This is a genomic window from Superficieibacter sp. BNK-5 (assembly GCF_047456055.1).
GTDB lineage: Bacteria > Pseudomonadota > Gammaproteobacteria > Enterobacterales > Enterobacteriaceae > Superficieibacter.
Genome location: NZ_CP179893.1, coordinates 4440783 through 4466069, shown reverse-complemented (window position 1 = coordinate 4466069; position 25287 = coordinate 4440783). Strand labels below are relative to the sequence as shown.

The following is a 25287-nucleotide window of genomic DNA, read 5'->3' as shown; positions in this document are numbered from 1 at the left end:
GCGATCTTCGCACGGATTAGGCCGCTCCCCCGGCTTTAGCATAAGAGAGTAAACCATATGAAATGGCTGTGTTCTGTAGGTGTCGCTGTGAGTCTGGCGTGTCATCCCGCGCTGGCAGAGGAAGTCAAAAACCAGCATCCATTGACCCCGGAAGCCCGTGACGCTTACGTCACTGAGCTGCTCAAAAAAATGACAGTGGATGAAAAAATTGGTCAGTTGCGGCTTATCAGCGTGGGGCCGGATAACCCGAAAGAAGCCATTCGCGAGATGATTAAAGAGGGGCAGGTCGGCGCGATTTTTAATACCGTGACGCGCGAAGACATCCGTAAAATGCAGGATCAGGTGATGCAACTTAGCCGCCTGAAAATTCCGCTGTTTTTTGCCTATGACGTGGTGCACGGTCAGCGCACCGTCTTTCCGATAAGCCTCGGGCTGGCCTCGACCTTTAATCTTGATGCGGTGAAAACCGTCGGTCGCGTCTCGGCGTATGAAGCGGCGGACGATGGCCTGAATATGACCTGGGCACCGATGGTCGATGTTTCGCGCGATCCGCGCTGGGGCCGCGCTTCGGAAGGCTTTGGTGAAGATACCTGGCTGACCTCTGTCATGGGTAAAACGATGGTCGAAGCGATGCAGGGGAAAAGTCCGGCGGATCGCTATTCGGTCATGACCAGCGTAAAACACTTCGCCGCTTATGGCGCGGTCGAGGGTGGGAAAGAGTACAACACCGTCGATATGAGTCCGCAGCGACTGTTCAACGACTATATGCCGCCGTATAAAGCCGCGCTGGACGCGGGTAGCGGTGGCGTGATGGTGGCGCTGAACTCGCTAAACGGCACGCCGGCGTCGTCAGATTCCTGGCTGCTGAAAGATCTGCTGCGCGATGAATGGGGCTTTAAGGGCATCACCATTTCCGATCACGGGGCGATTAAAGAACTGATTAAACACGGCACCGCCGCCGATCCGGAAGATGCGGTGCGCGTGGCGCTCAACTCGGGCATTAACATGAGCATGAGCGACGAATATTACAGTAAGTATCTGCCGGGGCTGGTGAAGTCCGGTAAAGTCCCGATGGCGGAACTGGACGATGCAGCCCGCCACGTACTGAACGTCAAATATGATATGGGGCTGTTTAATGACGCTTACAGCCATCTGGGACCGAAAGATTCCGATCCCAAAGATACCAATGCCGAAAGCCGTCTGCACCGTCAGGACGCGCGCAACGTGGCGCGCGAAAGCCTGGTGCTGCTGAAAAACCGTCTGGACACGCTGCCGCTGAAAAAAACGGCGACCGTGGCCGTGGTCGGTCCGCTGGCCGACAGCAAGCGTGACGTGATGGGAAGCTGGTCTGCCGCAGGCGTTGTTGACCAGTCAGTGACTGTGCTCACTGGCATCAAAAACGTGATGGGCGACCAGGGCAAAGTGATCTTTGCTAAAGGGGCGAACGTCACTAACGATAAAGACATCGTGACCTTCCTTAACCAGTACGAGCCTGCGGTGCAGGTCGATGAGCGCACGCCGAAAGCGATGATTGACGAAGCCGTGGCGGCAGCGAATCAGTCTGACGTGGTTGTGGCTGTTGTGGGCGAGGCGCAGGGCATGGCGCATGAGGCCTCCAGCCGCACGGATATCACAATTCCGCAAAGCCAGCGCGATCTAATTAGCGCGCTGAAAGCCACCGGTAAACCGCTGGTGCTGGTACTGATGAATGGTCGTCCGCTGGCGCTGGTGAAAGAAGATCAGCAGGCCGATGCGATCCTCGAAACCTGGTTCGCGGGTACCGAAGGCGGAAATGCGATTGCCGATGTGCTGTTCGGTGATTACAACCCGTCCGGCAAGCTGCCGATGTCCTTCCCGCGTTCGGTTGGGCAGATCCCGGTGTATTACAGCCATCTGAACACCGGGCGTCCCTATAACGCCGACAAACCCAATAAGTACACCTCGCGCTATTTTGACGAGGCAAACGGCCCGCTGTATCCGTTCGGCTACGGTCTGAGCTATACCACCTTTACCGTCTCTGACGTGAAACTCTCCGCGCCGACCATGAAGCGCGACGGCAGCGTTACCGCCAGCGTTGAGGTCACCAATACCGGTAAACGTGAAGGGGCGACGGTTATTCAGATGTATTTACAGGATGTCACCGCCTCGATGAGCCGTCCGGTAAAACAGCTGAAAGGGTTTGAGAAAGTCACGTTGAAGCCAGGTGAAACGCAGACCGTCAGCTTCCCGATTGATGTTGAGGCGCTGAAGTTCTGGAATCAGAAAATGAAATACGATGCTGAACCGGGTGAATTTAACGTCTTTATTGGCGTGGATTCCGCTCGCGTGAAGCAGGGAGAATTTGAGCTGCTGTAAACTCGCAGCATTCCATTTCCCTCGCCGGCCCTCCCGTTTGTCGTTAAAGCGGGAGGGCCGCACATCATTTAAAGGTTAAATGCCCTTTTTTCGTCTACGCTTTTCTCTTAAGCCCCTGTAAGTGGGTCGTAAAATAATGAGGAAAACCAGATGATGACATTCAAGGGAACGCTTAGCGCTATCGCATTATTCTCCGCAATAAGCCTGCCGCTACATGCAGCAGAGCCGGTGAAAGTAGGCTCTAAAATTGATACCGAAGGAGCGCTGCTGGGCAATATTATTTTGCAGGTTCTGGAAAGCCACGGCGTTAAAACCGTTAATAAAGTTCAGTTAGGCACCACGCCGGTCGTGCGTGGCGCGATCACCTCCGGCGAGCTGGATATTTACCCGGAATATACCGGCAACGGCGCGTTTTTCTTTAAGCTGGAAAACGATGCGGCGTGGAAAAATGCGCAACAGGGCTATGAGAAAGTGAAGCAGCTGGATGCGGAGAAGAACAAGCTGGTCTGGCTGACTCCTGCGCCAGCCAACAATACCTGGACCATTGCGGTGCGCCAGGATCTTGCCTCAAAAAATAAACTGACCTCATTAAGCGATCTCAGCCGTTATTTGAAAGAGGGTGGCACCTTTAAGCTGGCAGCCTCGGCGGAATTTATCGAACGTACCGACGCGCTGCCTGCTTTTGAAAAAGCCTACGATTTCAAACTCAACCAGAGCCAGTTGCTATCGCTGGCGGGCGGTGACACGGCGGTGACCATCAAGGCTGCCGCGCAACAAACCTCCGGCGTGAATGCGGCGATGGCCTACGGCACAGACGGTCCGGTGGCGGCCCTGGGCCTGCAAACGCTGACCGACCCGAAAGGCGTGCAGCCGATCTATGCCCCGACGCCGGTGGTGCGTGACGCCGTGCTGAAGGCATATCCGGAGATGGACGCGTGGCTGAAGCCTGTTTTTGCCAGCCTGGATGAAAAAACGCTGCAAACGCTGAATGCAAAAATTGCCGTTGAAGGTCTGGATGCGAAGAAAGTCGCTGCCGACTATCTGAAGGAAAAAGGGCTGGTGAAATAACACGGACGGCGTTGTGCATATAAAATGTCAAAACCGCGTCCTGCTGCTGCTGGCGATGATTTCGCTGGCAGCGGCAGCGCTGCCATTTGTGAATTATGCTCCCAACCGACTGGTTTCCGGAGAGGGGCGGGCGCTCTGGCAGGTCTGGGCGTTTCCGCCGCTCTGGCTACTGGTTGTGCCGCTGGGGTTAATCCTTTTAAGTTTCCTGCGTGGCCGCCTGTCGCTAATGGTAACGTTGCTGGCGGTTGAGCTGATTTTTATCGCCCTGATCTGGGGCGCGGGAAAATCTGCCAGCTGGCTGGCGCAGACCGGCAGTCCGCTGGCGCGTACCTCGCCCGGAAGCGGCCTGTGGTTATGGCTGGCGCTTTCGCTGCTTATCCTGAGTGACGTTATTCGGCGGCTGACAGATAAAGCAACATGGCGCTGGCTGCTAAACGCGCAGGTCTGGCTGCTACCGCTAGTGCTGCTGGGATCTGGCGCACTGGATGAGCTGTCGCTGATGAAAGAGTACGCCAACCGTCAGGACGTATTTAACGACGCGTTATTACAACATCTGACGCTACTGTTCGGCACGCTGTTACCCGGCCTGCTGATTGGTGTGCCTCTGGGGCTGTGGTGCTATCGCCATCCTGCTCGGCAGGCGCCAGTGTTTACGGTATTAAATATCATCCAGACTATCCCTTCTATTGCGCTGTTCGGCCTGCTGATTGCGCCGCTGGCCGGGCTGGTGCAGCATTTTCCGCTGCTTTCGAAATTCGGTGTGGCCGGAACCGGCAGAACGCCCGCGCTCATTGCGCTGGTGCTCTACGCCTTATTGCCGCTGGTCCGTGGCGTAGTGGCCGGGATGGGACAGGTACCGCGCGACGTACTGGAAAGCGCCGCCGCGATGGGTATGAGCAATCAGGAGCGTTTTTTCCGCGTCCAGTTGCCGCTGGCCCTGCCGGTATTGATCCGCGGATTACGTGTGGTCACCGTACAGACCATCGGGATGGCGGTGATTGCGGCGCTGATCGGGGCTGGAGGATTCGGCGCGCTGGTATTCCAGGGGTTACTCAGTAGCGCGCTTGATTTAGTGTTGCTGGGGGTGATCCCGGTGATTGCGCTGGCCGTCGTGGTAGACGCGCTATTCGGCCTGTGGAGTGCACTGCTTAAGGAACGTGCGCATGATTGAATTTAACCAGGTAAGCAAATCGTTTGCCGGGCAGGACGCGGTAAAAAACCTCAACCTGCATCTGAAAGAGGGGGCGTTCTCGGTCCTCATCGGCACGTCAGGCTCGGGGAAATCCACCACCCTGAAGATGATTAATCGCCTGGTCGAACACGACAGCGGCACCATCCGTTTTGCCGGGGAAGACATCGGCCAGTTGCCGCTGCTGGCGCTGCGTCGGCGGATGGGTTACGCCATCCAGTCTATCGGCCTCTTTCCTCACTGGACGGTGGCGCAAAATATTGCCACCGTGCCGCAACTGATAAAATGGGATCGCAAGCGCATTAACACGCGTATTGATGAATTAATGGCCCTGCTGGGGCTGGATCCGTCGCTGCGCGAACGTTTTCCACACCAGCTTTCTGGCGGACAGCAGCAGCGCGTGGGCGTGGCGCGGGCACTGGCGGCCGATCCTGATGTCTTGCTGATGGACGAACCGTTTGGCGCGCTCGATCCGGTGACGCGCAGTGCGCTACAACAAGAAATGAGCCGTATCCATCGCCTGCTGGGGCGCACCATTGTCCTCGTCACGCATGACATTGATGAAGCGCTGCGCCTGGCGGATCATCTGATCCTGATGGATAAAGGCGAGGTAGTACAACAGGGTACGCCGCTGCAAATGCTGACCCACCCGGCAAATGACTTCGTGCGTGAGTTTTTTGGCCGCAGCGAGCTGGGCGTCCGCCTGCTGTCTCTGCGTGCAGTGCGGGATTATCTGCGCCACGGTGAGCCGGTGGAGGGCGAACCCGTGCTGGATACGATGACATTACGCGAGGCGCTTTCCGCTTTCGTTGCCCGTCAGTGCCTGGTATTACCGGTCGTCGACGGTCAGGGCCGATTCTGCGGCAACCTCCATTTCGAAGATCTGCTGCGCGAGGAGGGGGCCGGTGAAACTCATCCGTGATCCGTTGCTGTGGCTGATGGCGCTTTTCATCGCGTTACTGGTCGGCCTCCCGCACAGTGAGGGACTATTCAGCGCCTTATTCCCGCAACTGCCGCGCCCGGTCTATCAACAGGAGAGCTTTCTGGCGCTGACGCTGGCCCATTTCTGGCTGGTGGGCGTGTCAAGCCTGGTAGCTATCGTGCTTGGCGTCGGGGCCGGGATCCTGGTCACGCGCCCGGCAGGACGGGAATTTCGCTCGCTGGTCGAGACGATTGCCGCTATCGGGCAAACCTTTCCGCCGGTTGCGGTACTGGCGATTGCTGTCCCGGTGATGGGCTTTGGTCAGCAGCCGGCCATTATCGCGTTGATTCTCTACGGCGTGTTACCGATCTTACAGGGGACCTTAGCCGGGCTGGCAGCGGTGCCCGCAGGCGTTACCAGCGTGGCGGAAGGCATGGGAATGAATCGCTGGCAGCGATTGATCAAGGTTGAGTTGCCGCTGGCGGCGCCGGTGATCCTCGCCGGGGTCCGCACCTCGATTATTATTAATATCGGTACGGCGGCCATCGCCTCGACGGTAGGGGCCAGTACGTTAGGCACACCGATTATTATCGGTCTGAGCGGATTCAATACGGCGTATATTATCCAGGGAGCGATCCTGGTTGCGCTGGCGGCGGTGATTGTCGATCGTGGATTTGAGCGGCTGGGACGTTATCTTAACCGCCATGCACAATAAAGGTATATCCGGCCAGCATGACGCCGCCGATGCCGCTCACGGCCATGACCACAAAAAGGGTGATGATACCCATTTTGGCTATGCTCATAATTTGCTCCTTATGTTAATCAAAAGATTATACGGCGAAGCTGATGTGTTAATGAACCATTAATTTTGGCCCTGGTGAGCGGATAAGTTTCAGATAGCGCGTTTTTTGTACATTTGTGCGCCTGTTCAGTGATCCGGCGCACGAATTTTCGATTTTATGCCGCGCTTCAAAGAAAGTTAAACCTTCAACCTGTATGTTACGCGCTTTCAGAAAGTGTGGTTGGCAGGTATGTACGAATTTAATCTTGTGTTGCTGCTGTTGCAGCAAATGTGTGTTTTTCTGGTCATCGCCTGGCTGATGAGCAAGACGCGCCTGTTTATACCGCTGATCCAGGTCACGGTACGCCTGCCGCACAAGCTGCTTTGCTACGTGACCTTCTCCATTTTTTGTATTCTCGGCACCTATTTTGGCTTGCACATTGAAGACTCCATAGCCAATACGCGCGCCATTGGCGCGGTAATGGGCGGGCTGCTGGGCGGCCCGGTCGTCGGTGGGCTGGTGGGTCTGACCGGTGGCCTGCATCGTTATTCGCTGGGCGGGATGACCGCGCTAAGCTGTATGATCTCCACCATGGTCGAGGGCTTGCTGGGTGGCCTGGTCCACAGCATGTTGATCAAACGGGGACGGACGGATCGCGTCTTCAGTCCGCTGACGGCCGGGGCCGTGACCTTTGTCGCGGAGCTGGTACAGATGCTGATTATTCTGCTGATTGCCCGCCCGTTTCAGGATGCGCTGCACCTGGTTAATAGCATTGCCGCGCCGATGATGGTCACCAACACCGTGGGTGCCGCGCTCTTTATGCGTATCCTGCTCGACAAGCGCGCCATGTTTGAGAAATATACCTCCGCGTTTTCGGCGACGGCGCTCAAGGTTGCCGCCTCCACGGAGGGAATCCTGCGCCAGGGGTTTAACGAAGAGAACAGCATGAAGGTGGCGCAGGTGCTCTATCAGGAGCTGGATATCGGCGCGGTCGCCATTACCGACCGTGACAAGCTGCTGGCGTTTACCGGCACCGGCGACGACCACCATCTGCCCGGTCGTCCGATTTCATCCGAATGGACACTGAAGGCGATCAATACCGGCGAAGTGGTGTATGCCGATGGTAACGAGGTGCCGTATCGTTGTTCGCTGCATCCCCAATGCAAACTGGGTTCAACGCTGGTGATCCCGCTACGCGGTGAAAACCAGCGGGTGATTGGCACCATTAAACTCTACGAAGCGAAAAACCGCCTGTTCAGTTCCATCAACCGCACGCTGGGGGAGGGGATAGCCCAGTTGCTGTCGGCGCAGATCCTGGCGGGCCAGTATGAGCGGCAAAAAGCGTTGCTGACCCAGTCAGAGATCAAGTTGCTTCACGCTCAGGTCAATCCGCATTTTCTGTTTAACGCTTTAAATACGCTAAAGGCGGTGATCCGCCGCGACAGCGATCAGGCCAGCCAACTGGTCCAGTATCTGTCGACGTTTTTCCGTAAAAACCTTAAACGGCCATCAGAGATAGTGACCCTGGCGGATGAAATTGAACATGTGAATGCGTACCTGCAAATCGAAAAAGCGCGCTTCCAGTCGCGCCTTCAGGTGCAGCTTTTTGTCCCTGAATCGCTGGCACACCACCAGCTTCCGGCCTTTACATTACAGCCGATTGTAGAAAACGCCATCAAGCACGGCACGTCGCAGCATCTTGGCGTCGGGGAAATCAGAATTCATGCCAGCCAGTATGAACGTTATTTACAGCTCGATATTGAAGATAACGCCGGCCTTTATCACCCGGAAGCCAGCGCCAGCGGGCTGGGCATGAGCCTGGTCGATAAACGTCTGCGCGCCCGCTTCGGTGACGACTGCGGCATTACCGTCAATTGTGAGCCAGAATGTTTTACCCGCATTACCCTGCGACTGCCTCTGGAGGAAAACGCATGTTAAAAGTGCTGATTGTGGATGATGAACCGTTAGCACGCGAGAATCTGCGCATTCTGCTACAGGACGAAAGTGATATCGAGATTGTAGGCGAGTGCGCGAATGCCGTTGAAGCTATTGGCGCGGTGCATACGTTGCGCCCGGACGTGCTGTTTCTCGATATTCAGATGCCGCGTATCAGCGGGCTGGAGATGGTCGGCATGCTCGACCCGGAGCATCGGCCGTGGGTGGTCTTTTTGACGGCATTCGATGAATACGCCGTAAAAGCGTTTGAAGAACACGCCTTCGATTATCTGCTTAAACCGATCGAGGCCGGACGCCTCAATAAAACCCTGACCCGCCTGCGCCAGGAGCGCGGCGAGCAGGACATCTCGGTACTGCCGGAGAATCAGCAGGCGCTGAAATTTATTCCCTGCACCGGGCATAGCCGGATCTGGCTTTTGCAGATGGAAGACGTCGCGTTTGTCAGCAGCCGGATGAGCGGTGTATATGTCACCAGCCATGAAGGAAAGGAGGGGTTTACCGAACTCACGTTGCGCACGCTGGAAAGCCGAACGCCGCTGCTGCGCTGCCATCGTCAGTATCTGGTAAATATGGCGCACCTGAAAGAAATTCGTCTGGAAGAGAACGGTCAGGCCGAACTGCTGCTACGCGCCGGGCAAACGGTGCCGGTCAGCCGCCGCTACCTGAAAAACCTGAAAGAGGCGCTGGGGCTGTAATTGGTGTAGAATTAGCTCCCGCATTTTTTTCATCACCGAAGGCTCTATGGTCAGTAACGATATTTTGCGTAGCGTCCGCTACATTCTGAAGAACAACAATAACGATCTGGTGCGTATTTTCGCGCTGGGGGAAGCGGATGTGACCGCAGAACAACTGGTGCCCTGGCTGCGTAAGGAAGATGAAGAAGGCTTCGTGCGTTGCCCGGACATCATGCTGTCGTGCTTTTTAAACGGCCTGATTTATGACAAACGTGGACGTGATGAGTCAGCTCCCGCGCTGGCGGTTGAACGTCGCGTGAATAACAACGTGATCCTGAAAAAGCTGCGTATCGCGTTTGCACTGAAAACCGATGACATCCTGGCGATTCTGACCGAGCAGAAATTCCGCGTCTCAATGCCGGAAATTACCGCTATGATGCGCGCGCCGGATCATAAAAACTTCCGTGAATGTGGCGATCAGATGTTACGTTATTTTCTGCGCGGGCTGACGGCGCGTGAACACGCCGCCAAATAGAGTCGTCAAAGCCGGGCCTGGGGGCGCGGCGCTACCAGCATGAAGATAAGCCTCGCGCGTTATTGGATAACGGGTAATTGATAACGAATACTGCGTCCTCCCGCTTCACTAGCCTGCAAAAACCCGAGGTCAGTTAACAAAGACAGGTGTCTGGTCGCTGTCGCCCGACTAACACCTGCAACGGCCTTATAATGGCTATTATTCATCCCATATTCTTAGTTTATTCGACTCATTTTGTGAGTAGAATAAACTAAGGATTTGACTCATTGCCTCTTGCTATTGATTATTTCAGACAGGCGATGTGATGTTCCTGGCCAGAAGGCTTAGTAACCACATAGGGATAATAGATTAAAAAAAACAAAGCGTTATTTACTGTCTCAAGCCATTAAAACAAAAAAAAGCGCTGCAATCGCAGCGCTTGATATCCGGCACAGGTCGCCCGGGAGATTTATTTCACTTCTTTAAAGCCAGCTGACTCAAGCATAGTCTGCGTTTGCTTCATGCTGACACCTTTGCTGGTGTCGCCTGTTACCATGGAACCAGAAACGCTCTGCAGCGCTTTGAAATCCACTTTTTCCATATCGACGGTGACTGTTTCTTCCGCCCAGGTGTCTTTGTAATCCAATTTTTCATCAACACCCTGAATGTTTTTATATTTTGCACTCAGCGGATCCAGCACGCGTGCCGCTTCTTCTTTGTTTTTTGCACCGATGGTGGAATAGTTAATTTTATTCTCTGAAGTCTGTTTCAGAACTTTATCACCTTCATAGGTGTAGGTGATTTTGATGTCAGCGCCGTTGATATTGGCGTTGAAGGTTTTGGTTTCTTCTTTGTCGCCGCAGCCTGCCAGAGAAACAACCAGAGCCGAAGCAAACGCCACTGACAACAATTTATTTAATGCTTTCATGCAAAACTCCATTTTATAAAAAATGTTTAAAAAATAATCACCTGAAGAGGCGTCGAAACGCAAACGCGTATCAGTGTAATAAAGCATAGAGCCTTTTTAAAATATTGCGCAGTCCGGATGTGGAGTTCGTCGTAAGAAAAGGTTGAAAGAAGGGAAAAAAAAGCGCCGCGAGCGCGGCGCCTCAAAGGAATATTATTTCACCTGCTGGCCTGGTTTTGCGCCGTCATCCGGGCTTAACAGGAAAATATCTTTTCCGCCGGGACCTGCGGCCATCACCATGCCTTCAGATACGCCAAAGCGCATTTTACGCGGCGCGAGGTTGGCGACCATCACCGTCAGGCGGCCGATCAGCACCTGCGGGTCCGGGTAAGCGGAGCGGATGCCAGAGAAAACGTTACGTTTCTCGCCACCCAGATCCAGGGTCAGACGTAGCAACTTATCAGAGCCTTCCACAAAGCCGGCATTTTCAATCAGCGCCACGCGCAGGTCGATTTTCGCGAAATCATCAAATGTAATGGTTTCCTGAATTGGAGCGTCTGCCAGCGGGCCAGTTACCGGAGCCGCCATCGCTTTCACTTCTTCTTTAGACGCCTCTACCAGCGCATCAACCTGTTTCATGTCGATACGGTTATACAGCGCTTTAAAGGTGTTAACCTTATGGTTCAGCAGCGGTTGCTGAATAGCGTCCCATTCCAGGGTGGTATTCAGGAAGGCTTCTGCACGTTCGGCAAGCGTTGGGATCACCGGCTTGAGGTACGTTATCAGTACGCGGAACAGGTTGATACCCATGGAGCAGATGGTCTGCAACTCCGCATCCTGACCTTCCTGCTTCGCCACTACCCACGGTGCTTTTTCATCGACATAGCGGTTGGCAACATCGGCCAGCGCCATAATCTCACGCACGGCTTTGCCAAATTCGCGGCTTTCCCAGGCTTCACCAATCACCGTCGCGGCATCGGTAAAGGTCTTGTAGAGCGCCGGATCGGCAAGCTCAGACGCCAGCACGCCGTCAAAACGTTTCGCAATAAAGCCTGCATTGCGTGAGGCCAGGTTGACCACCTTGTTAACGATATCCGCGTTAACACGCTGCACGAAATCTTCGAGGTTCAGGTCGATATCATCAATGCGCGAGGACAGCTTGGCGGTGTAGTAATAGCGCAGGCTGTCGGCATCAAAGTGGTTCAGCCAGGTGCTCGCCTTAATAAAGGTGCCGCGCGATTTGGACATCTTGGCGCCGTTTACCGTGACGTAACCGTGCACAAACAGATTCGTCGGCTTGCGGAAGTTGCTGCCTTCCAGCATCGCCGGCCAGAACAGGCTGTGGAAGTAGACAATGTCTTTGCCGATGAAATGATACAGCTCGGCGTCGGAATCTTTCTTCCAGTATTCATCAAAGCTGGTGGTGTCGCCGCGCTTGTCGCACAGGTTCTTAAAGGAACCCATGTAGCCAATCGGCGCATCCAGCCAGACGTAGAAATATTTGCCCGGCGCGTTCGGAATTTCAAAACCGAAGTAAGGCGCATCGCGAGAGATATCCCACTGCTGCAGGCCGGACTCAAACCACTCCTGCATTTTGTTCGCCACCTGCTCCTGCAATGCGCCGCTGCGGGTCCATGCCTGCAACATTTCACTGAAGGAGGGCAGGTCGAAGAAGAAGTGCTCAGAATCACGCATCACCGGCGTTGCGCCAGAGACTACGGATTTCGGCTCGATCAGCTCGGTCGGGCTGTAGGTTGCGCCGCACACTTCACAGTTATCGCCATACTGATCCGCAGATTTACATTTCGGGCAGGTGCCTTTCACAAAACGGTCCGGCAGGAACATGCCTTTTTCCGGATCGTAGAGCTGAGAGATGGTGCGGTTTTTAATAAAACCGTTCTCTTTCAGGCGACCGTAGATAAGTTCCGACAGTTCACGGTTCTCATCGCTGTGCGTGGAGTGATAGTTATCGTAGCTGATGTTGAAGCCCGCGAAATCGGTCTGATGCTCCTGACTCATTTCGGTAATCATCTGCTCAGGGGTAATGCCTAACTGCTGCGCTTTCAGCATGATCGGCGTCCCGTGCGCATCGTCCGCGCAAATGAAGTTTACCTGGTGGCCGCGCATTCGCTGGTAACGGACCCAGACATCAGCCTGGATATGCTCCAGCATGTGGCCGAGGTGGATTGAGCCGTTGGCGTACGGCAGCGCGCACGTTACCAGAATTTTCTTCGCGACTTGAGTCATAGTGAGTATTACTTCTTTGGTGATGAAAAGGGCTTTGATAGTACCAAAATGGTATTTACCGCGCCAAGTGATAAGGGCATTTATCCACAAATGAATAATTGTCGTCTCTGAGGTAAACTGGGTAATTACACTGTCTTTTCAGAACAACAACAGAGGAGTCGGGATGAACGAACAATCCCAGGCCAAATCCCCGGAACGCTTGCGAGCAATGGTCGCCGGGACGCTGGCAAATTTTCAGCATCCCACACTGAAACATAATCTGACGACGTTGAAAGCGCTGCATCACGTTGCCTGGCTGGATGACACCATTCACATCGAACTGCAAATGCCGTTTGTCTGGACCAGCGCGTTTGAGGATCTGAAAGAGCACACCAGCGCGGAGCTTTTACGGATCACCGGCGCGAAAGCGATTGACTGGAAGCTGTCTCATACTGTCGCCACGCTGAAGCGCGTGAAGAATCAGCCGGGCGTTAACGGCGTAAAAAATATTATTGCCATCAGTTCCGGCAAAGGCGGAGTGGGGAAATCCTCAACGGCGGTGAATCTGGCACTGGCGCTGGCGGCGGAAGGCGCGAAGGTTGGTCTGCTTGATGCGGACATCTACGGTCCTTCTATTCCGACCATGCTGGGCACCGAGCACCAGCGTCCGACCTCGCCGGACGGTACACATATGACGCCGATCGTCGCGCATGGGCTGGCGACGAACTCCATCGGTTATCTGGTGACGGATGATAACGCGATGGTCTGGCGCGGGCCGATGGCCAGCAAAGCGCTAATGCAGATGCTACAGGAGACGCTGTGGCCGGATCTGGATTATCTGGTACTGGATATGCCGCCAGGCACCGGGGATATTCAACTGACGCTGGCGCAAAACATTCCGGTCACCGGCGCGCTGGTGGTCACCACGCCGCAAGACATCGCTCTGATTGATGCCAAAAAAGGCATTGTGATGTTCGAGAAAGTAGAGGTGCCGGTACTGGGGATTGTCGAAAACATGAGTATGCATGTGTGCAGCAATTGCGGGCATCATGAAGCTATTTTTGGCACTGGCGGGGCAGAGAAGCTGGCAGAGCAGTATCATACGCAACTGCTGGGACAAATGCCGCTGCATATCAGCCTGCGCGAAGATCTCGACCACGGCACGCCAACGGTTATTCATCGTCCTGAAAGTGAATTTACTGCTATCTATCGCCAGCTGGCAGGGCGCGTAGCGGCGCAGTTGTACTGGCAGGGGGAAGTGATTCCCAGCGAAATCGCCTTCCGCGCAGTATAAGGTTTCTGGCTGCCCTGGCGGGCAGCCGTCACAGCTTAACGGTGATAGAAAATTTCACCGTCATAGACTTTCAGTATCTTACCTTCGGTATCGGTAATGAGCACGTAGTTACCGCCCATATAGGTCCAGTGACTTCCGGCATCCGGCGCGGGCAGGTTACGCTGCTTCCACTGCTTGATGTTGTATTCTTCGGTACGGTACATTTCGGGCACCGTGTCACCAATTGTAAAATGGGTAAAATCGGCAAAAAATTCTTTCAGCTCATAGGATTGTGTGCCCTGTGCCTTCACCGCCGTTTGCGGGGCAGCGCTCACACAGGTTGCCACGCCTAACGCAACGCCCAATAACAGTAATTTAACTTTTTTCATTCTTTCTCCATATCAACATTACAGGCCGTGGCCGGAGCGCAATTACGCGTCTGGTTATACCTTATCTAAGATAACAGAGGCGCACTTAATGTGCCTGATTACTCTGCATCTTGTCAGCTTTTCGGCCTCGTCTGAATGGCCGATTTTTACTGATATTGTAATTGCCTTAAGATCTGTTTCACTATTTGGCATAATTCGCGGTGTAACGAAATAATATCGATATGCTTGCAAAAAAATATATTTGTTCTACACGCAATCTTAATGGCTTAAAACGGCGTACTCAACGTTCTGAGCAGTCCTGAAACATTTTCATTTAACCCTTAACCTGCCAGATTTAGTAGGTTTTACAAAGGATTGCCTTAAAATTGAACGGTATATTATCGCGATTGATCTGTGTCACGTCATCCTAATTTGTTAGATTTGTCGAAACATCGTTTCTGGTTGTTGTTTTTCATGTCACTAAGACTTATCCTACCGTTTCATTGAATAAAAACTCAGTTATCTAATTATAAAGATGCACGCGATCTGTCGTCCGTTTCGCCTGCGTATTAGGGATGAGCTTAGTCAAATGAATTAAGCTTTGATTTAATATGGTTTTGAGATAACTGGAATAAATTCAATGGCTTATGGCATTCACGAATGTCTTGGTAGGTATTAAATAGTGAATTGCCGGTTTCTAATTTCCGATCTGGCAGAAAGGAAGTTAGTGCAGGGTGGTAGCTTTAAGCCACGGCGGTAGCCTGCCCGCTATTCAGCCCAAAAGCTGAAGGTTATGGTATGCTAATATTGCCTGGTTTTCAGGCTATCAATTTTACATTCGTTGAATGATGAGGAACGTGAATGAAAAAGACAATGTGTGCGGTTCTCGCAGCGTTGGCGCTGGCGGGCGTTAGCCCGGCTACGTTTGCTGCTCCGGCCACCGGGACTGAAACAACGTCCGGCGGCGCTGCAGCAGGCGCAATCGGCACCACCACTATCGTCACTGCGACTGCTGTAGCAGGCCTGGTAGCGTTAGTTGCCGTTGCGGCGAGCGACGACGATAGCTCCGGTTCTGGCGTTAACCTGACTACCACCACCACAACGCGTTAAGCTTGAGAATTAACTGAATTTCTGTACAGTTAATTGACAGTGTGGGATGGTATATAAGATGCCCGGCAGATATGATTTGCCGGGCGTCTTAAAAAAGTAAATAATACCCGCATAAAACTATTTTTATTGCTAATTATGTATAAGGCTGGAAACCCTCTTTTGCGGTTTTCTGGCGAATAAGTGCGTACAAATAACCGCTCCTCCGGGGTTATTTTTTGTATTAACACATTGTGAAAGGGATCCTCTGGTGCGCATACTCCTCTTCATCCTGGCCTGCCTGCTGATGCAGGGCTGCACCCATAGCCAGCAAAGCATTGTTGATACCCTGGATTCGACCTTCTTCGGCGCGAAGGACATTACCGTTTCTAACCAGCAAATTGAATCCCTGCCTTATAACACCATGTATCTGCGCATTAACGATGGTCAGCGCATTTTTGTGGTGCTCGGTTATCTTGAAAACGGGCAGCGTAAATGGCTGACACAAGATAAAGCGATGCTGGTGACGAAAAGTGGTCGGTTAGTAAAAACGGTTAACCTGCCCGATAACCTTCTTGATGTCAGTAATCAGCCGCAAGACCCCCTCCTGAACGCCCGACAGCTCAGAAACGGAGCCACCTGGACCAGAACGATTAGCTGGACAGAGGATCAGCGCTACCGTTCGGCGACCGTGGTCTCCCGCTTTACCTCTGGCGGTGAAGACGTCCTGACCATTGCCGGTAAACGGGTTCGCTGTCTGGTATGGCATGAAACCGCCCACACGGATTCTCCTTCGCGCGACTGGCAAAATACCTTCTGGGTGGATGCGGTTAGCGGGCAAGTTCGTCAGGGCCGCCAGATGTTAGGGGCCGGGGTGCTTCCTATCGATTTCACTATCCTGAAACCAGCGACGCTATGAAAATAAAAACATTACTCACCAGCGCTGGGATCCTGGCTCTCAGTTGCCCTGTCTGGGCAGATAGCCAGGTCACGGTACATGCGCTCACTTCTGGTAAAACGCTGACCATTGAACATGCACAGAGGCTGTCACAGGTCGTCACTGTGTCTAATCTGCCTGCCGGGATCTGGTGGCAGGGTGCGGTGATTTCTGAACCGCAGGCCACGGCAGTGATTCAGCAGCAGTATCAGCAGACGCTACAACAGCTTAATGCCTGGGCCGCGACGGAAAGCGTGGACCAGGCTGCCAGTATCCGCACCGTCATTCAGCAGCTTCAGGCCATTAAGGTGACTGGGCGTCAATTTGTTCCCCTCGACCCGGATCTTGTGCGTACACGCGATGAAAACAATCCACGCCTTGAAGGGCGTTATTCGCTCTGGCTTCCAGCGCGTCCGACGACGGTGACGCTATTAGGCGCGATTGAAGGCACCGGCAAAATCAGCTGGCAGGCGGGACGAAGCGTGCGCGATTATCTGGCGGGACGCGAACGGCTGACCGGCGCGGATCGTAATATCGCAGTGGTGATCCGCCCGGATGGCAGTATTCAGCAAGCGCCGGTGGCGTACTGGAATCATCGCCACATTGAACCGGAGCCGGGCAGCATTATCTGGGTGGGATTCTCCTCGTGGGCTACGCCTGGAGAATTCGAAAAAATAAATCAACAAATTGTCTCTGTTCTGACACACCGGATACCTGACTGATGAATAAAAAATATCTGGTCAGCCTGCTGGCCATCGCCGTATCCAGCGCCTGTCATGCCGATGTGCTGACGTATCCGGACCCGATTGGGCCATCGCAGTCTGATTTTGGTGGCACCGGGCTAATGCAGACCCCGAACGCGCGTATTGCCAAAGAAGGCGAATTCAGCGTCAACTACCGCGATAACGATCAATACCGCTTCTATTCAACCTCTATTGCACTCTTCCCCTGGCTGGAAGGCACTGTTCGCTATACCGACGTGCGTACCCGTAAGTACAGCCAGAATGAAGACTTCAGCGGCGATCAAACCTATAAAGACAAATCGTTCGATTTTAAAGTGCGCCTATGGGAAGAGGGTTACTGGCTGCCTGAATTCGCCTTTGGTAAACGTGATATCGCCGGTACGGGGCTATTTGACGGCGAATATTTAGTCGCCAGTAAAATGGTTGGACCGTTTGATTTCTCGCTGGGGATGGGCTGGGGTTACAACGGTAATAGCGGCAATATTACCAACCCGTTCTGCCGCGCCAGCGATAAATACTGTACTCGCGCTGATTCTCACGACGCGGGTGATATCAGTTTTACCGATGTCTTTCGTGGACCAGCGGCGATTTTCGGCGGCGTAGAGTATCAGACGCCATGGACGCCGCTGCGCCTGAAGCTGGAATATGACGGCAACGATTATCAGGATGATTTCGCCGGGCGAATCGACCAGCGCAGCCATTTCAACGTGGGGGCGATTTACCGCGCCGCCGATTGGGCGGATGTCAATCTCAGCTACGAGCGCGGTAATACCCTGATGTTCGGCTTTACCCTGCGCACCAATTTCAACGATCTGAAACCGTCGCAGCGGGATAATCCAAAACCGGCTTATCAGCCTGCGCCGCCGACTAATAACCTGCAATACACCACTGCGGCGAGCGCGTTAACCCAGCTGAAATACAACGCCGGTTTTGACGAGCCAGAAATTCTCCAGCGCGGGAATACGCTCTATATGACCGGCGTGCAGTACCGTTATCGCGATACCCGTGAAGGCGTCGACCGCGCGAACCGCATTCTGATGAATAACTTACCTGCGGGCGTCGATACCATTAGCGTGACCCAGAAATCGCAGCATCTGCCGCAGGTCACCACCGAAACCAGCGTTGCCAGTCTGCGTAAACAGCTGGAGGGTTACCCGCTGGGGCATGAAGAGACGCTGCAACAGCGCCGCATTAATCCTGTTGATACCGATGCGCTGGGACGCGGTTACCGCATCCGTCCGGATCGCTTTGGCTACTCCATTTCGCCGGTGCTCAGCCAGTCCCTCGGCGGGCCGGAAAACTTCTATATGTTCCAGATTGGCGTGATGGGCAGCGCTAACTACTGGCTGACCGATCACTGGTTAGTGGACGGCGGCGTTTTTGCCAACGTCTATAACAACTACGATAAGTTTAAATCCACGGATTCCCCGAACGACTCGAAACTCCCGCCGGTGCGTACCCATATTCGTGATTACGTTGAAAATGATGTCTACGTTAACAACCTGCAAAGCAACTATGTGCGCTATCTGGGCAATGGTTTCTATGGCCAGGTATACGGCGGCTATCTGGAAACGATGTACGGCGGTGCCGGTGCGGAAGTGCTGTATCGTCCGCTGGACAGCAACTGGGCGGTGGGCATTGACGGCAACTACGTCAAGCAGCGTGACTGGAACAATATGATGCGCTTTATCGATTATAAAGCGCCGACCGGTCATCTGACCGGCTACTGGACCCCGCCAGTGTTTGATGATGTGTTATTTAAACTCAGCCTCGGACAGTATCTGGCGAAAGATAAAGGCGGCACCCTTGATATCTCGAAACGCTTTGACAGTGGCGTAACGGTCGGGGCATGGGCGGCAGTCACTAACGTGTCCAAAGATGACTACGGCGAAGGCGGATTCAGCAAAGGGTTCTATGTCTCCGTGCCGCTGGATTTGATGACCGTGACGCCAACCCGCAGCCGCGCATCAATAAGCTGGACGCCGCTGACGCGTGACGGTGGACAGATGCTTGGACGGAAATACCAACTTTATAACATGACGACGGATCGCGATGTCCCCATCGGCTATTAAGCCGTATGGCGAAGAAACGCCCGCCAGAGATGAAAAAATCTCATCTTTGAGAACAACGTTCATTTTAGGGCCGACATTCTGTTTTTATCTCGTATCGCGACGTGATAAAAACAATATTGATAGCGCACGCTAATAAGATTGTGGAAAATGCAATCGGATTAGCACTAAACCATTTGAACCACAGATGATTTTATATAATGAAAAAAAGTATTCTTAGGGTTTCTCTCGTGGCACTGGCTGTGGGGGCGTTAGCGGGCTGTACTGTCATCCCGGGGCAAGGTCTGAGCACCAGTGGAAAGGATGTTATCGATCTTCCTGACAGCGATTACGATTTGAATAAAATGGTCAATGTCTACCCCATGACGCCGGGGCTGATTGATCAACTTCGTCCGGTATCGGTCATGTCGAAGGCCAATCCCCAACTGGACGATCTCCTGAAAACCTACCAGTACCGCATCGGTGTGGGCGACGTTCTGATGGTGACCGTGTGGGATCACCCTGAACTGACCACCCCGGCGGGGCAGTATCGCAGCGCCAGCGATACCGGTAACTGGGTGAGTGCCGATGGCACCATCTTCTATCCTTATGTTGGCAAAATGCGCGTTGCGGGCAAAACGCTGGCCCAGGTGCGCGATGAAATCACCGCGCGTCTGGATTCGGTCATTGAAAGTCCACAGGTTGACGTCAGCATTGCGGCCTTCCGTTCACAGAAAGCTTATGTGACCGGTGAAGTGGCGAAATCAGGTCAGCAGCCGATTACTAATATTCCATTGACCGTAATGGACGCGATCAACAACGCCGGTGGACTGACACAGGATGCCGACTGGCGTAACGTGGTTCTGACGCATGACGGCAAAGACACTAAAATTTCGCTATGGGCGCTGATGCAGCGCGGCGATTTGACCCAGAATAAACTACTCTATCCTGGTGACATCCTGTTTATCCCGCGCAATGACGATCTGAAAGTCTTTGTGATGGGTGAGGTGGGTAAACAAAGCACGCTCAAAATGGATCGCAGCGGCATGACTCTGGCCGAAGCATTAGGCAATGCGGAAGGCATGAAGCAGGATATGTCCGACGCGACCGGGATCTTTGTTATCCGCTCGCTGAAAGGCAAGCAGAACGGCAAAATCGCCAATGTCTTTCAGCTGAACGCGCAGGATGCGTCGGCGATGGTACTGGGCACCGAATTCCAGCTTGAACCGTACGATATCGTTTATGTGACTACCGCGCCGCTGGTGCGCTGGAACCGCGTAATTTCTCAGCTGGTGCCGACAATAAATGGCGTTCATGACCTGACGGAAACCGCTCGTTATATCAAAAGATGGCCAAATTAATGTTTAGCTCGATCCTGGTAATTTGTACCGGAAATATCTGCCGCTCCCCAACCGGGGAACGGTTGTTGCGGCATACGCTTCCCGACATGAAAGTTGATTCAGCAGGCACCTTCGGCCTGAGTGGCCAGCCTGCAGACGCCACCGCAATAGAAATCGCGGCGGCGCACGGTGTCTCACTGGAAGGACATATCGCACGCAAACTTACTCCCGCTATGGCGCGCGATTACGATCTTATTCTGGTGATGGAGCCTGCCCATATTGAACAGGTGACGGCAATCGCGCCCGAGGTAAGAGGTAAAACCATGCTCTTTGGTCAATGGGCGGGTAAAAAGGAAATTCCTGACCCCTACCGCAAAAGCCATGAGGCCTTTGAACACGTTTACGGGCTGCTTGAGCAGGCCAGTAAAGAATGGGCTGTCAGGCTCGGAAAATAAAACGGGATAAATATTCGTTATGTCGACAAAAGTCACAACTGCCCCTGCTGAAATCGCGAACAACGAGCTGGATTTAGGGCGTCTTCTGGGCGATCTGATCGACCATAAAAAACTTATCTTTTTCGTCACCGCGTTTTTTACGATTATCGCCGTGATTTATGCGCTGTTTTCTACGCCGGTCTATCAGGCGGATGCATTAATTCAGGTAGAACAGAAGCAGGGGAACGCTATCCTTAGCAGTCTCAGTCAGATGATTCCGAACTCCTCCCCGGAATCTGCACCGGAAATTCAACTTCTTCAATCTCGCATGATTTTGGGCAAAACCATTAATGACCTGAGTCTGCGTAATGTGATTGAACAGAAATATTTTCCGGTTTTTGGTCGTGGCTGGGCGCGGTTAATTGGTGAACAACCTGGTAAAATCGCGTTAACCTGGCTGGCGGTGCCAAAAGAGATGCAGCAACAGGAGTTCACCTTAACTGTCGGAGAAAATGGTCATTTCCAGATTGAGGGCGATGACTTTTCAGCCCCCGGTCAAGTTGGACAACTGGTGGATAAAAACGGTTTCTCGCTCAAAATCGCTGATATTGAGGCCGAGCCAGGTACGCGTTTTACTATCTTGCAGCTGTCTGATCTGGATGCGATCAATAATCTGCTTAAGCAGTTCACAGTAAATGAAAAAATTAAAGACAGCGGGATGCTCGGCCTGACGGTGACTGGAGAAGATCCGCAACTGATTGCTCGCATTTTGAATAGCATCTCTGACAATTATCTGCAGCAGAATATTGCCCGCCAGGCGGCGCAAGATTCCAAGAGCCTGGAGTTTTTGCAAAAGCAACTGCCTCAGGTGCGTAGCGACCTCGATCGGGCGGAAGATAAACTCAACGCCTATCGTAAGCAGAGCGACTCCGTCGACCTGAATCTGGAAGCAAAATCGGTTCTGGAACAGATTGTAAATGCGGATAACCAGCTCAACGAGCTGACCTTCCGTGAAGCGGAAATCTCCCAGCTGTATAAAAAGGACCACCCAACCTATCGGGCACTTATAGAGAAGCGCGAAACGCTGGAGCAGGAAAAAGGGCGTCTAAATAAACGTGTTTCCTCCATGCCGTCCACCCAGCAGGAGATCCTGCGTCTGAGCCGTGATGTGGAATCAGGCCGTGCGGTTTATCTGCAATTATTGAATCGCCAACAGGAACTGAACATTGCGCAGTCAAGCGCCATTGGCAACGTGCGGATCATCGACCCAGCGGTAACACAACCGCAGCCAATCAAACCTAAAAAAAGCCTTATTTTAGTGTTAGGGTTGTTAGCCGGACTGTTTGTTTCCATCGGTCTGGTGCTGGCGCGCATGCTGCTGCGCAAGGGTATTGATTCGCCGGAACAACTGGAAGAGCAGGGCATCAATGTGTATGCGACCATCCCTATGTCCGACTGGCTGGCGCAAAAAACCCGCCTGAGAAGCAAAAACATCTTCTCTTCCCGGACCCAGCATAAAACCAAAAATATTCCGTTCCTCGCGGTGGACAACCCGATTGACCTGTCGGTAGAAGCCATTCGTGGTCTGCGTACCAGTCTGCACTTTGCGATGATGGAATCGACCAATAATGTGCTGATGATTTCCGGGGCCACGCCGGACAGCGGGAAAACCTTCGTCAGTAGTACGCTGGCCGCTATCGTGGCGCAGGCGGGACAGAAAGTGCTTTATATCGATGCGGACATGCGTCGCGGCTATGCGCACGATCTGTTTAATTTCAGCAACAATGATGGCCTGTCTACCGTATTGTCTGGTAAATCAACGGTTGAAGCGGCTATCCAGAACTTCAGCAAAGGTGGATTTGATGTTCTGACCCGTGGTCAGGTGCCGCCAAACCCGGCTGAACTGCTGATGCACGATCGTTTCCGTGAGCTGCTGGCCTGGGCAAGCGAACATTACGATATGGTGGTCATCGATACGCCGCCGATTCTGGCAGTGACCGATGCTGCCGTTATCGGTCGCTCTGTCGGCACCTGTCTGGTGGTCGCACGCTTCGAAGTCAACAGCGTGAAAGAGATGACGGTCTGCGTGCAGCGACTTGAGCAGGCGGGCGTAAACGTCAAGGGTGCGATCCTCAACGGCGTCATCAAACGCGCCAGTAGCTACTATGGCTACGGATACAACCATTACGGCTATAGCTATACCGATAAGAAATAATCCTCGCAGTACTCCCCGGCATCCTCTGCCGGGGCATCTCGTTTCGTCATAAATCAAAAAAACCGCCGCCAGTTTCAACCCTGGCGGTCTGTCTATGTGCACGGAAAATTCTGGAGAGTTATATGGATTTCGTGATGATCCTGATCAGTGCTATTGGTGGCCTGGCGGTTGCAGGATTCACCGCACCTGTATTCGGCCTGGTCGATAAGCCGGATGCGCGTAAAGTTCATGAAGGACACATTCCCCTTGTAGGCGGTATTTCAGTATGGGTCGCGATGAGCGCCCTGCAATATTTAAACCCGCAGTGGCTCCCCCACCAGCAGGTGTTCTGGTTCTGTATTTCAATGCTGTTAATTGTCGGCGTACTTGACGATCGCTTTAACCTTCCGGTGTTGCCGCGGGTGATTGCGCAGGCGATTGCCGCCGTCCTGATGATGAGATCGGGATTATGGCTGGCCTCGCTGGGGGAAGTTATTCCGGGTTATGTCGTCACGCTCGGTGCGGTGGGATACCTGATTACCCTGATTGCTATTTGGGCATCGATTAATGCTTTTAACATGATTGACGGCATTGATGGATTACTCGGCGCAGTATCGTGTGTCACCTTTGGCGCACTGGGCATTCTGTTTTATCTGCATGGCAATATTGGTGCATGGCACTGGTGTCTGGCACTGGTACTGTCGATCATGCCTTACCTGCTGGCTAATCTCGGTCTGTTCGGCGGCAAAAAACTCAAGGTATTTATGGGCGATGCGGGCAGCACGGTGATCGGTTTTGCCGCCATCTGGCTGCTGGTGGTCGCCACGCAAAACGAGGATGCGATCATCGCGCCCGTCACCGCGCTGTGGCTGATTGCGCTACCGCTGGCGGACATGTCAGCCGTGTCCCTGCGACGCATCCTGAGCGGTAACAGCCCGTTCCGCCCGGATCGTGGTCACATTCACCATATCATTATGAAATGCGGATACAGCAGCCGCCGGACGCTGGTGATCCTCTTTGCCGCCGCGGTGATATGCGCCTCGATTGGTATTGTTTTTGATCGCCTGCAAATCGCCGAGTGGGTGAGCCTGACGCTGTTCCTGCTGTGCTTTGCTGCGTGGGTTCGTTTCTCCATGAAAGTGTTCCACCGTTAAGCTTATGCGCGCGACGGATCGCTCCGTCGCGCCATCCCTTCTCAGAATCCTTCCAGCACAATCTTCCCGACCGAACGCCCCGTCTCCAGAAGCCGATGGGCTTTGCGTAGATTCTCCGCGTTGATCTTCCCGTAGTGTTCGCCCAGCGTGCTGACCAGCGTGCCATCGTCAATTAACGACGCGACGCGGGTCAGCAGATGATGTTGCTCAATCATATCGCGGGTCTCAAACATGGAGCGGGTAAACATAAACTCCCAGTGTAGCGAGATACTTTTCTTTTTCAGCGGCAGAGCGTCCAGGCTTTGCGGATCGTCAATCAGCGCCAGTTTACCCTGTGGTGCCAGCGCTTCAACGATCGCCTGATAGTGTTCATCGGTATGGGTCAGGCTGGCGACGTAGTTCACCTCTTTAATGCCGATGCCCTCAAGCTGCGCGCTGAAGGGCTGGCTGTGGTCGATCACATGATGCGCACCAGCCTCCTTGACCCATTGTTGACTGGCCGGACGCGAGGCGGTGCCGATCACCGTCAGGCGGGTTAATTTTCGCGCCAGCTGCGTCAGAATTGAACCCACGCCGCCTGCCGCGCCAACAATCAGTAAACTCTCGCCTTCACCGTCGCCTTCTTTAATCCCCAGGCGGTGAAATAATAGCTCCCATGCGGTGATCGCCGTTAACGGCAGGGCCGCCGCTGCCGCGTTATCAATATGCTTCGGCTTATGCGCCACGATACGCTCATCCACCCGTTGCCATTCACTGTTGCTTCCCGGTCGCGTTAACGCCCCGGCATACCACACCTCATCTCCCTCGTTGAACAGCGTCACCTTATCGCCTTTTGCCACCACCACGCCCGTCGCGTCCCAGCCCAGCACCCGCGGTTGGTCAGCGTTAAAACCGGCGCGGACCTTAGTATCCACCGGGTTTACCGAAATCGCTTTCACCTCCACCAGCAAATCGTGACCCTGTGCCACCGGCTTGGGTAGCTCGATGTCCTGTAAAAAATCAATATTGCTGCCGTTCTGCGCAGCCCGGTTAATGACGATGGCTTTCATAATGACTCCTGGGATGGTAAACAGTTATTGGGTTGATGAATCAATAATAGTTCCCGGTTGGGAAGGGA

22 protein-coding genes are annotated in these 25287 nt (G+C 53.5%); 17 read left to right on the top strand and 5 right to left on the bottom strand.

From position 1 onward, the window contains the following. Positions 1-57 precede the first annotated feature (57 nt). The 5 genes from bglX (at position 58) to ACMGGS_RS21400 (ending at position 6249) form a co-directional block, all read left to right on the top strand. Complete coding sequence (gene bglX, locus ACMGGS_RS21420; RefSeq protein ID WP_414164294.1) at positions 58-2355, top strand: beta-glucosidase BglX; 2298 nt, start codon at positions 58-60, stop codon at positions 2353-2355. A 150-nt stretch (positions 2356-2505) separates the two neighbouring features. Continuing rightward, entirely contained in the window at positions 2506-3423 is a 918-nt protein-coding gene (locus ACMGGS_RS21415; protein ID WP_414164293.1) for an ABC transporter substrate-binding protein, read from the top strand. 13 nt (positions 3424-3436) lie between these two features. After that, positions 3437-4594: an ABC transporter permease gene (locus ACMGGS_RS21410; RefSeq protein WP_414164292.1), complete on the top strand. Its 1158-nt coding sequence runs from the start codon at positions 3437-3439 to the stop codon at positions 4592-4594. Continuing rightward, positions 4587-5534, top strand: a complete 948-nt coding sequence (locus ACMGGS_RS21405; protein ID WP_414164291.1) for an ABC transporter ATP-binding protein — start codon at positions 4587-4589, stop codon at positions 5532-5534. Before ACMGGS_RS21410 ends, ACMGGS_RS21405 begins: the two co-directional genes overlap by 8 nt. After that, entirely contained in the window at positions 5518-6249 is a 732-nt protein-coding gene (locus ACMGGS_RS21400) for an ABC transporter permease (RefSeq protein ID WP_414164290.1), read from the top strand. Before ACMGGS_RS21405 ends, ACMGGS_RS21400 begins: the two co-directional genes overlap by 17 nt. On the opposite strand, the gene ACMGGS_RS21395 is transcribed toward ACMGGS_RS21400, so the two are convergent. After that, the gene (locus ACMGGS_RS21395; RefSeq protein ID WP_103674269.1) at positions 6230-6337 is read right to left on the bottom strand and encodes a protein YohO; all 108 of its coding nucleotides are present in this window, start codon (positions 6335-6337) and stop codon (positions 6230-6232) included. The two genes, ACMGGS_RS21400 and ACMGGS_RS21395, sit on opposite strands and share 20 nt — an antisense overlap. Positions 6338-6565: 228 nt before the next feature. On the opposite strand from ACMGGS_RS21395, the gene ACMGGS_RS21390 reads away from it, so the two are divergent. The 3 genes from ACMGGS_RS21390 to ACMGGS_RS21380 are packed head-to-tail and all read left to right on the top strand — an operon-like array spanning position 6566 to position 9481. Beyond that, positions 6566-8254, top strand: a complete 1689-nt coding sequence (locus ACMGGS_RS21390) for a LytS/YhcK type 5TM receptor domain-containing protein (RefSeq protein WP_414164289.1) — start codon at positions 6566-6568, stop codon at positions 8252-8254. Next, positions 8248-8967 carry a two-component system response regulator BtsR gene (gene btsR / locus ACMGGS_RS21385; RefSeq protein WP_176919064.1) on the top strand — a complete coding sequence of 240 codons (720 nt, stop codon included), beginning with the start codon at positions 8248-8250 and terminating at the stop codon, positions 8965-8967. The genes ACMGGS_RS21390 and btsR overlap by 7 nt, the downstream gene beginning before the upstream one ends. A 46-nt stretch (positions 8968-9013) precedes the next feature. Beyond that, positions 9014-9481 (top strand): DUF1456 family protein, encoded by a 468-nt coding sequence (locus ACMGGS_RS21380; protein WP_414164288.1) that lies wholly within the window; start codon positions 9014-9016, stop codon positions 9479-9481. A gap of 448 nt (positions 9482-9929) precedes the next feature. Here ACMGGS_RS21380 and ACMGGS_RS21375 read toward each other — a convergent pair whose 3' ends face one another. Together ACMGGS_RS21375 and metG are read right to left on the bottom strand one after the other, a co-directional pair. Continuing rightward, positions 9930-10388, bottom strand: coding sequence for a YehR family lipoprotein (locus tag ACMGGS_RS21375; RefSeq protein ID WP_276165141.1), 459 nt, complete (start codon positions 10386-10388; stop codon positions 9930-9932). A gap of 192 nt (positions 10389-10580) precedes the next feature. Continuing rightward, on the bottom strand, positions 10581-12614 hold the full coding sequence (gene metG / locus ACMGGS_RS21370) for a methionine--tRNA ligase (RefSeq protein WP_414164287.1): 2034 nt from the start codon (positions 12612-12614) through the stop codon (positions 10581-10583). Positions 12615-12777: 163 nt separating this feature from the next. Here metG and apbC point away from each other — a divergent pair, with 163 nt between their 5' ends. After that, entirely contained in the window at positions 12778-13887 is a 1110-nt protein-coding gene (apbC, locus tag ACMGGS_RS21365) for an iron-sulfur cluster carrier protein ApbC (RefSeq protein WP_414164286.1), read from the top strand. Between the two features lie 35 nt (positions 13888-13922). Here apbC and ACMGGS_RS21360 read toward each other — a convergent pair whose 3' ends face one another. Beyond that, the gene (locus ACMGGS_RS21360) at positions 13923-14255 is read right to left on the bottom strand and encodes an RcnB family protein (RefSeq protein WP_414164285.1); all 333 of its coding nucleotides are present in this window, start codon (positions 14253-14255) and stop codon (positions 13923-13925) included. 840 nt (positions 14256-15095) lie between these two features. Between ACMGGS_RS21360 and ACMGGS_RS21355 the strand changes: the two genes are divergently transcribed. The 8 genes from ACMGGS_RS21355 to wecA all read left to right on the top strand — a co-directional run bounded on the left by ACMGGS_RS21355 (position 15096) and on the right by wecA (position 24170). Continuing rightward, positions 15096-15344 (top strand): hypothetical protein, encoded by a 249-nt coding sequence (locus ACMGGS_RS21355; protein WP_049841205.1) that lies wholly within the window; start codon positions 15096-15098, stop codon positions 15342-15344. A gap of 247 nt (positions 15345-15591) precedes the next feature. Next, positions 15592-16239 carry a YjbF family lipoprotein gene (locus ACMGGS_RS21350; RefSeq protein ID WP_414164284.1) on the top strand — a complete coding sequence of 216 codons (648 nt, stop codon included), beginning with the start codon at positions 15592-15594 and terminating at the stop codon, positions 16237-16239. Further along, positions 16236-16979 carry a capsule biosynthesis GfcC D2 domain-containing protein gene (locus ACMGGS_RS21345; RefSeq protein ID WP_414164283.1) on the top strand — a complete coding sequence of 248 codons (744 nt, stop codon included), beginning with the start codon at positions 16236-16238 and terminating at the stop codon, positions 16977-16979. The genes ACMGGS_RS21350 and ACMGGS_RS21345 overlap by 4 nt, the downstream gene beginning before the upstream one ends. Further along, complete coding sequence (locus ACMGGS_RS21340) at positions 16979-19072, top strand: YjbH domain-containing protein (protein WP_414164282.1); 2094 nt, start codon at positions 16979-16981, stop codon at positions 19070-19072. Before ACMGGS_RS21345 ends, ACMGGS_RS21340 begins: the two co-directional genes overlap by 1 nt. A 197-nt stretch (positions 19073-19269) precedes the next feature. Then, the gene (locus ACMGGS_RS21335; RefSeq protein ID WP_414164281.1) at positions 19270-20409 is read left to right on the top strand and encodes a polysaccharide export protein; all 1140 of its coding nucleotides are present in this window, start codon (positions 19270-19272) and stop codon (positions 20407-20409) included. Beyond that, positions 20397-20843, top strand: coding sequence for a protein tyrosine phosphatase (locus tag ACMGGS_RS21330; protein WP_414164280.1), 447 nt, complete (start codon positions 20397-20399; stop codon positions 20841-20843). The genes ACMGGS_RS21335 and ACMGGS_RS21330 overlap by 13 nt, the downstream gene beginning before the upstream one ends. Positions 20844-20862: 19 nt before the next feature. Continuing rightward, complete coding sequence (etk, locus tag ACMGGS_RS21325) at positions 20863-23037, top strand: tyrosine-protein kinase (protein ID WP_414164279.1); 2175 nt, start codon at positions 20863-20865, stop codon at positions 23035-23037. Between the two features lie 122 nt (positions 23038-23159). Next, a complete protein-coding gene (gene wecA, locus ACMGGS_RS21320) occupies positions 23160-24170 on the top strand; it encodes a UDP-N-acetylglucosamine--undecaprenyl-phosphate N-acetylglucosaminephosphotransferase (protein ID WP_414164278.1) in 1011 nt (336 codons plus the stop codon). A 41-nt stretch (positions 24171-24211) separates the two neighbouring features. Here wecA and ACMGGS_RS21315 read toward each other — a convergent pair whose 3' ends face one another. Continuing rightward, a complete protein-coding gene (locus ACMGGS_RS21315) occupies positions 24212-25219 on the bottom strand; it encodes a zinc-binding alcohol dehydrogenase family protein (RefSeq protein WP_414164277.1) in 1008 nt (335 codons plus the stop codon). Between the last annotated feature and the right edge of the window lie 68 nt (positions 25220-25287).

Coding starts and splice junctions, on each gene's coding strand:
- bglX (WP_414164294.1), top strand. CDS start 58: ATGAAATGGCTGTGTTCTGTAGGTGTCGCTGTGAGTCTGGCGTGTCAT.
- ACMGGS_RS21415 (WP_414164293.1), top strand. CDS start 2,506: ATGATGACATTCAAGGGAACGCTTAGCGCTATCGCATTATTCTCCGCA.
- ACMGGS_RS21405 (WP_414164291.1), top strand. CDS start 4,587: ATGATTGAATTTAACCAGGTAAGCAAATCGTTTGCCGGGCAGGACGCG.
- ACMGGS_RS21395 (WP_103674269.1), bottom strand. CDS start 6,337: ATGAGCATAGCCAAAATGGGTATCATCACCCTTTTTGTGGTCATGGCC.
- ACMGGS_RS21390 (WP_414164289.1), top strand. CDS start 6,566: ATGTACGAATTTAATCTTGTGTTGCTGCTGTTGCAGCAAATGTGTGTT.
- btsR (WP_176919064.1), top strand. CDS start 8,248: ATGTTAAAAGTGCTGATTGTGGATGATGAACCGTTAGCACGCGAGAAT.
- ACMGGS_RS21380 (WP_414164288.1), top strand. CDS start 9,014: ATGGTCAGTAACGATATTTTGCGTAGCGTCCGCTACATTCTGAAGAAC.
- ACMGGS_RS21375 (WP_276165141.1), bottom strand. CDS start 10,388: ATGAAAGCATTAAATAAATTGTTGTCAGTGGCGTTTGCTTCGGCTCTG.
- metG (WP_414164287.1), bottom strand. CDS start 12,614: ATGACTCAAGTCGCGAAGAAAATTCTGGTAACGTGCGCGCTGCCGTAC.
- apbC (WP_414164286.1), top strand. CDS start 12,778: ATGAACGAACAATCCCAGGCCAAATCCCCGGAACGCTTGCGAGCAATG.
- ACMGGS_RS21360 (WP_414164285.1), bottom strand. CDS start 14,255: ATGAAAAAAGTTAAATTACTGTTATTGGGCGTTGCGTTAGGCGTGGCA.
- ACMGGS_RS21355 (WP_049841205.1), top strand. CDS start 15,096: ATGAAAAAGACAATGTGTGCGGTTCTCGCAGCGTTGGCGCTGGCGGGC.
- ACMGGS_RS21345 (WP_414164283.1), top strand. CDS start 16,236: ATGAAAATAAAAACATTACTCACCAGCGCTGGGATCCTGGCTCTCAGT.
- ACMGGS_RS21340 (WP_414164282.1), top strand. CDS start 16,979: ATGAATAAAAAATATCTGGTCAGCCTGCTGGCCATCGCCGTATCCAGC.
- ACMGGS_RS21335 (WP_414164281.1), top strand. CDS start 19,270: ATGAAAAAAAGTATTCTTAGGGTTTCTCTCGTGGCACTGGCTGTGGGG.
- ACMGGS_RS21330 (WP_414164280.1), top strand. CDS start 20,397: ATGGCCAAATTAATGTTTAGCTCGATCCTGGTAATTTGTACCGGAAAT.
- etk (WP_414164279.1), top strand. CDS start 20,863: ATGTCGACAAAAGTCACAACTGCCCCTGCTGAAATCGCGAACAACGAG.
- wecA (WP_414164278.1), top strand. CDS start 23,160: ATGGATTTCGTGATGATCCTGATCAGTGCTATTGGTGGCCTGGCGGTT.
- ACMGGS_RS21315 (WP_414164277.1), bottom strand. CDS start 25,219: ATGAAAGCCATCGTCATTAACCGGGCTGCGCAGAACGGCAGCAATATT.